Genomic DNA, 6,000 nt, shown 5'->3' on the forward strand with positions numbered 1-6,000 from the left:
GTATGTTAATGAAATTTTTGGAACGAAATCCAATTGTGATCTTAACTAATATATATCTTAATAATAAAAGAATAGATTTTAATGATATGTATATCGAAATGGTAGAAATGGCTTTAAATGTGATTTTAATATAAAAAAATGTGATGATTGTTCAGCATGTTCTTTGAGAGCTCTATACATAAAACCGAGTTCATAACAAATAAGAAAATCATGAAAAATGATAATTAGGAATACTTTAAAATTCAAACTAATTAAAACCTTTCTTAACTAGAAATGAAAAACTATAGTCATAGTATATTGGGTGTAGAACCTATTTTGGAAATTATGAAGGCTATTTGGGGTTTCATTCGAGTGTCAGCTCGAGCTATAAATAAAGTCAAAGGGAAATAAAGTTTTTATTAACGGTGCTTAATATTAAGAAAAATAGCGACTCAGAGATTTGAATACTTATAAAGTATCTCTTTTGTCTCTGAATATCAAAGAAATAAACCTCACTATCATTACATAAAATAACTTATCGGAAGTAGATATGCTTGTATATTTGCAGATGGTATAATACTAGAGTCGCCTATCTCTCAGGCGTCATATTTAGACGCAGAGAGGAGGTGTTATTCATGCTAGAAATTCTTGTTCACATCACGACCACAGTCATCAGTGGTTGTATTGTTGCGTTATTTACGCATTGGCTACGTAATCGCAACGATAAATAGGCGACTATAGCCACACCTAAAAAATCCCCTCACTACTGCAATAGTGAGGGGATTGGTGTATTCACGCTAGAATTCTTGTTAATCACATTATAACACTGGTTAATAGAGGAATGCAAAATTATAGTTATATATATAAACTACTATTTTATTAATTTTTTTAGTTTTTTTGTGAATTCTTCCAAATCATCAATATATTCCTTCAATTGTTCGGGGTTCGGTGTTTCTTCACCTAGGGCAGATGACCTATCATGAACCCATTTTGAAGATTCTGTCATACCTTTTTCAACTTCTTCATATAATTCTCTATTAAATGGAGCTTTTTTTAGTCTAGACGTTTGAATTGCTGGATTAAATCTTTCGATAGATCCATTTAATAATAATTCTTCTATACTTTTTTCCCAAGTTTCCCTTAATTCTTCACACCACATTTTTGCCTTATGACTATATTCTAACTGTTCTTCCGGAGCATCAGAAGAGATATTGTTATAATAAGTTGTGATATTTTGAAGTTGTTTTTTTAGATAACCAATTCTTTTTTTAACAGTCATACTTATCCAAGGATGTGAGTTTGTAGAAATACCTGTTTCATTTTTAATTTTTCTAAGTGTATTATGACAACAATCAAGTTGTTTTTCTGAAGATTTATTTTGCATTAATAGTAAAAAAGGTAGGTCATGAGTGAAAATTACTACTTGCTTTTGTTGTGCTTCATCAATTAATCGATCAGCAATTATTTCTTTTCTTTTGTGATCAAGAGATGAAACAGGGTCGTCAAATACAATGCAAACATTATTTTTGTTCATTGAGGTTTCAGACAAAAAATTTGCTAAAGCAATAGCCCGTTGTTCTCCCTCACTCAATATATCTATTGGTTTCTTTTCTTGTATAGTTAATTTATTTAAGGTTGTACCTTTTCTCCCCCTTTGTTTAATTTCAGCTGAAAAGTTAGCATTTAATTTTTGACATTCATTATTGAATGTCTCAATATATGTATCTGTTACGTATTTAGAAAATAAACTGTTTTGTTTTGAAGTAATAGAACGTGTGTTAATTTTTATTTTATTAGCATTATCTACCCACTCTTTGTTATTTATAAAGTCTTCTATTTTAGGAAGTAATTTTTCCACTTTTAATTTATCATTAAATTCATTCTCTTTAATTTGTAGTTCTTCAATTTCCTTTTTTACACTGTCTTCATCAAGATTTTCAATTAAATTATTTAAATTGTTTATAACTTTTTCAATTTCATTATAATCAAAATTATAACCTTTAATTTGTGAATCCCATTGTAAATTATTGAGAGCTTTAAGGACCCTATCTTTGAGATTTTCAAAATTATTTGAAGCTTGATTAATAGAATTAAATAAATCTATATTATCATCTTTTAGAAAGTAGCTTAATATAGAATCTTTATTTAAAATAGTTGTATTTATAAGTTTAAAGCGTCTTTCTTCGTCCTTGATAGAGTTGTTTTTAACGGCTAATATTTTTTCGGACTCGTTTTTTAGATATTTCCAATATTTATCTATTAGTTTTATATTACTAATATCTTGGTGACAAAAAATACAGTAATTAACACTATGATTTATAGTTGTATAATATTTATAGGCTGACTCTATAAAATCTTTCCATTCTTTTGAGCCTAATTTTTCTATGTTTTCATCTTTAAATTGAGCTATCCCTTCAGTTAAAGATACGTCTTTGTAATGATTTCTCTCTTCTATCAAATCTTTAACTTCACTTAAATAAGCAGAACTAAAAAATTGATTGAGTTTTTTTATTGTTTTTTTAACATCTTTAAGAATTGATATTAAATTTTGGTACTCTTGTTTTTTATCAAATATTTGCATTGATTGTAATTCTGACATTCGCTTATTATTATTAGCATGATTTTCCATATCCTTTTCAGTTAATTTTACTTTTATTTTTAATTCATCAAAATCATTCTTTGTATTTAAATTTAGTAACAATCGTTTGATAGAAGTTTCTTTATCAAAATGGTTTATAAATGTATTGTCTAAGGTTTTATCATTGATTTTAGCTTCAAATTTTTCTTTTAATTTTTGAACAATTTCTAATAATTCATCAAAAAATTTAAATTCTGTTGGTGAAAATGATAGTTCAGATTCTTGGGTTAAATCATGTAAAGCACTATGTGAATCAAATACCGATACATGGTCTGTATAAGGATGGTTCGAATCTTTTGGATAATATAGTTTATCTATATTACCATCATTAGTTTCAAAGTTAATATTAGCTGAAGGAGGCGACGGATTATCATTGAATATATTGGAAAGTAATCTAGTATCTCCTCTTGAAATAAAAATATTATTAAGTAAACGAGTAAACCCTGATTTACCACTACCATTTTCACCATAGATTAGTGTTAACTGAGGCCCAATAACTAAATTAGCATTATCTTTAATGGCATTTACACCAATAACATTATCTAAACCTTTCCAATTTGCTATTTTATGTTCATCAGTAGTATTAGTAATATTTCGGAATTCTATTTTTTCTCTATTAAAATTTCCATGTTCAAGGTTGTTATATTTCATAAATATAGAAAAAAAATCCTCTATATCTTCATCATAAATGTGACTCTTGTCTAGTATTTTTTTAGCTATAACTTGTTGCCAGTAAGGTTGCTCTTCAATCCATTTTACTATATCATCAATAATCACTTTTCATTCTCCTTTTATAAAAAGATAGATTGCAACTTTATTATACTATTACTTTAAAAGTAGAGGATATATTTTTATTATTTTATTGTGTATATATTATCAAAAATTAGGCTGATAAAGGTAAACCCTAATCCTACTGATATAGTAGTTGAATTTATAATGACTCAAACGTATAATTTGGGTGTATATTAATTATGGTATGAAAATAAATGTTGGCTATGCGAGGGTATTATCCATGGATTAAAATTTAAAAAGACAACTGGATAATTTGAAAACGTTTGGTGCGAAAAACATTTACAGAAAAACAGTCTGGAGAATCTATTAAAAATAGATTGTTATTTCAATAATTTCTTAGTTTTGTGAGAGTGGAAGATGAGGTAGTAGAGTAGTCATTTGATCGTTTAGGCCTTAATTACGATGAAGTGATCAAGACAGTTAATTATTTAAAAGACAAATAAGTTTAATTAATGATTAGTAGCATACCTATGATGAATGATGAGATTGGCAATTCATTATTAGATAAATTCATGAAAAATCTACTCATTCATATATGAGCAATGGTTTCAGAACAAGAACGAAATGAAGTAAACGTAGACAAGCACAATGTATTAAAGTTGCGAAAGAAGTTAATTTAACAAGGCTAACAGTTTATAGAATTACGATATTGTTTTGGTTTTATAAACTTTTCTTCAATGCCTCCCAAAATAAATGATAATAACCTATTATGATATTTTAAAAATAAAGCAAGAAAGAGAAAATACAATCTCCCTTTTTTATATTCCTCTTCCCAATAATACACTTCTTTATAGCAACCGACTGTTAAAGTATATAGAACCTCCGAATGTTTGAGTAATTAAATGATAGCTGTCATCATCTGGCAATCGTTCTTTTCTTACTACTGTTCGTTGCACATATGTATTACGTCCGCCATCTTGAAGTGATAGGTCATCCGCATATTCTTCTTTAATACGACCTTTGTAATCCATGCGATACACATGTCCATGTGGTGTTGTATATTCGATGTTGGCTTTCTCTCTAAAATATTTTATATGTATTTAGTAGTAAAATTAAAATTTACTATTCGTTGTAATCAAAAGAAAACTAAGCAACTTTTACATTGCTTAGTCGTTCTTAACTTCATTTTATTTTTCTTCTTGTTCTTTAATGAATTGTTCTATTTCTTTAATTTCTTCTCTTTCATATTCATATTCAGGTACAATACCAAACTTTTTATATTCATAATAATTTTCTCTAGCTAACGGCCCAAATTCTGAATTTTTCCAATCAATATAATCAAATGATACGTTTAATTTACCTTCATTATTAAAATCAAATTCACATGATGTCCATGGCTCTTGATTATTTTCTATAAATAACTTCTTGAGTCTTTCAAAGTTTTCGTAAAGCTCGTCCAATAATTCTTTAAATATTTTTTTTGAAACATTATGTTCTTTAGGAATAGCAGTATAATAATGTAATTCTTCACTACCAGGTAGAGTATAGTAGAAAAAAACTTCTTTGCTTTCTTCTTTTATATATGCCTTTGTATATACCTTATCCCACTCCACAGGAATCATTTCATTAATTTTATTCGCTATTTCTTGATACATTTTATTTAAGTTTTCTTCAAACCCTTTTTTCTTACTTCTAAATATTCCAAATATATCTCTCATATTTCTTAGTCATCCTTCGTTTTACTCTTTTTCTTGCTCTTTAATGAATTGTTCAATGTCTTTGATTTCTTTTTTGGCATAATCTAATTCAGGTATAATGCCGAATTTTTTATATTCATAATAATAATCCCTAGAAATTTGACCAAAACCTGAGTTTTTCCAATCGATATAATCAAATGACACATTTAATTTACCTTCATTATTAAAATCAAATTCACATGATGACCATGGTTCTTGATTATTTTCTATAAATAGCTCTCTGAGTCTTTTAAATAATTTATAAAGAGTAAAAGATAACTCACTAAATGTCTTTTCTGAAACATTACAATCTTCAGGAATAGCAGTATAGTAATGTAAGTCATCTTTACCAGGTATAGTATAATTAAAAGATACTTCTCCGCCTTCATCGTTAATATAAGCGATTGTATATACCTGCTCCCATTCTATCGGTATCATTCCATTGATATGATTCGCTATTTCTTGATACATTTCATTTAGTTTTTCTTCAAATTCCATTTTCTCACTCCTAAATATTTTCAATATTTCTTTCATATTTCTTATTATTCATCTCATATTTGACTTGGAAGGCTGTTGGTCTTTGACTATGACTTTCATATTGCACTTCAATTTTAATATTTTTAATTGTTCCTCCTCCTTTTATAGCTTTTTGCCAATCTTTTTCCATGTTATACCATTCTCCGTTCTCTTTAAATGAGCGGTTGATGTATTTACTTTGGGGTACGAGATTGTCTATATCTTTAGAACCTCCGAATGCGCGCGCAATTAAATGACCGCCGTCATCATCTGGCAAACGATCTTCTCTTCCAACTGTTCGTTGCGCATATGAATTACGTCCGCCATCTAGAAGTGATAGGTCATCTGCATATACTTCTTAATTCGGCCTTTGTGATCCGTGCGATATACATGTCCATG

Annotated in this window: 4 protein-coding genes and 3 pseudogenes; 2 read left to right on the forward strand and 5 right to left on the reverse strand. The window is 28.1% G+C overall.

The window, feature by feature from the left end:
• Positions 1–614 precede the first annotated feature (614 nt).
• A complete protein-coding gene (locus HMPREF3241_RS12845; protein ID WP_000889979.1) occupies positions 615–710 on the forward strand; it encodes a type I toxin-antitoxin system Fst family toxin in 96 nt (31 codons plus the stop codon).
• Between the two features lie 140 nt (positions 711–850).
• Here HMPREF3241_RS12845 and HMPREF3241_RS09730 read toward each other — a convergent pair whose 3' ends face one another.
• Positions 851–3,394: an AAA family ATPase gene (locus tag HMPREF3241_RS09730; RefSeq protein ID WP_070853635.1), complete on the reverse strand. Its 2,544-nt coding sequence runs from the start codon at positions 3,392–3,394 to the stop codon at positions 851–853.
• 259 nt (positions 3,395–3,653) lie between these two features.
• Here HMPREF3241_RS09730 and HMPREF3241_RS13275 point away from each other — a divergent pair.
• Positions 3,654–4,019 (forward strand): annotated as a pseudogene (locus HMPREF3241_RS13275) (recombinase family protein); the annotation flags it as partial.
• A gap of 205 nt (positions 4,020–4,224) precedes the next feature.
• Here the strand turns inward: HMPREF3241_RS13275 and HMPREF3241_RS09735 are convergent.
• The 4 genes and pseudogenes from HMPREF3241_RS09735 to HMPREF3241_RS09750 form a co-directional block, all read right to left on the reverse strand.
• A pseudogene (locus tag HMPREF3241_RS09735) lies at positions 4,225–4,425 on the reverse strand (DNA/RNA non-specific endonuclease); the annotation flags it as partial.
• A gap of 111 nt (positions 4,426–4,536) precedes the next feature.
• Entirely contained in the window at positions 4,537–5,067 is a 531-nt protein-coding gene (locus HMPREF3241_RS09740; protein ID WP_070853636.1) for a TIGR01741 family protein, read from the reverse strand.
• 21 nt (positions 5,068–5,088) lie between these two features.
• Complete coding sequence (locus HMPREF3241_RS09745; RefSeq protein ID WP_070853637.1) at positions 5,089–5,583, reverse strand: TIGR01741 family protein; 495 nt, start codon at positions 5,581–5,583, stop codon at positions 5,089–5,091.
• A gap of 10 nt (positions 5,584–5,593) precedes the next feature.
• A pseudogene (locus HMPREF3241_RS09750) lies at positions 5,594–6,000 on the reverse strand (DNA/RNA non-specific endonuclease); the annotation flags it as partial.

Source organism: Staphylococcus sp. HMSC34G04 (assembly GCF_001838765.1).
GTDB classification, from domain to species: Bacteria; Bacillota; Bacilli; order Staphylococcales; family Staphylococcaceae; genus Staphylococcus; species Staphylococcus epidermidis.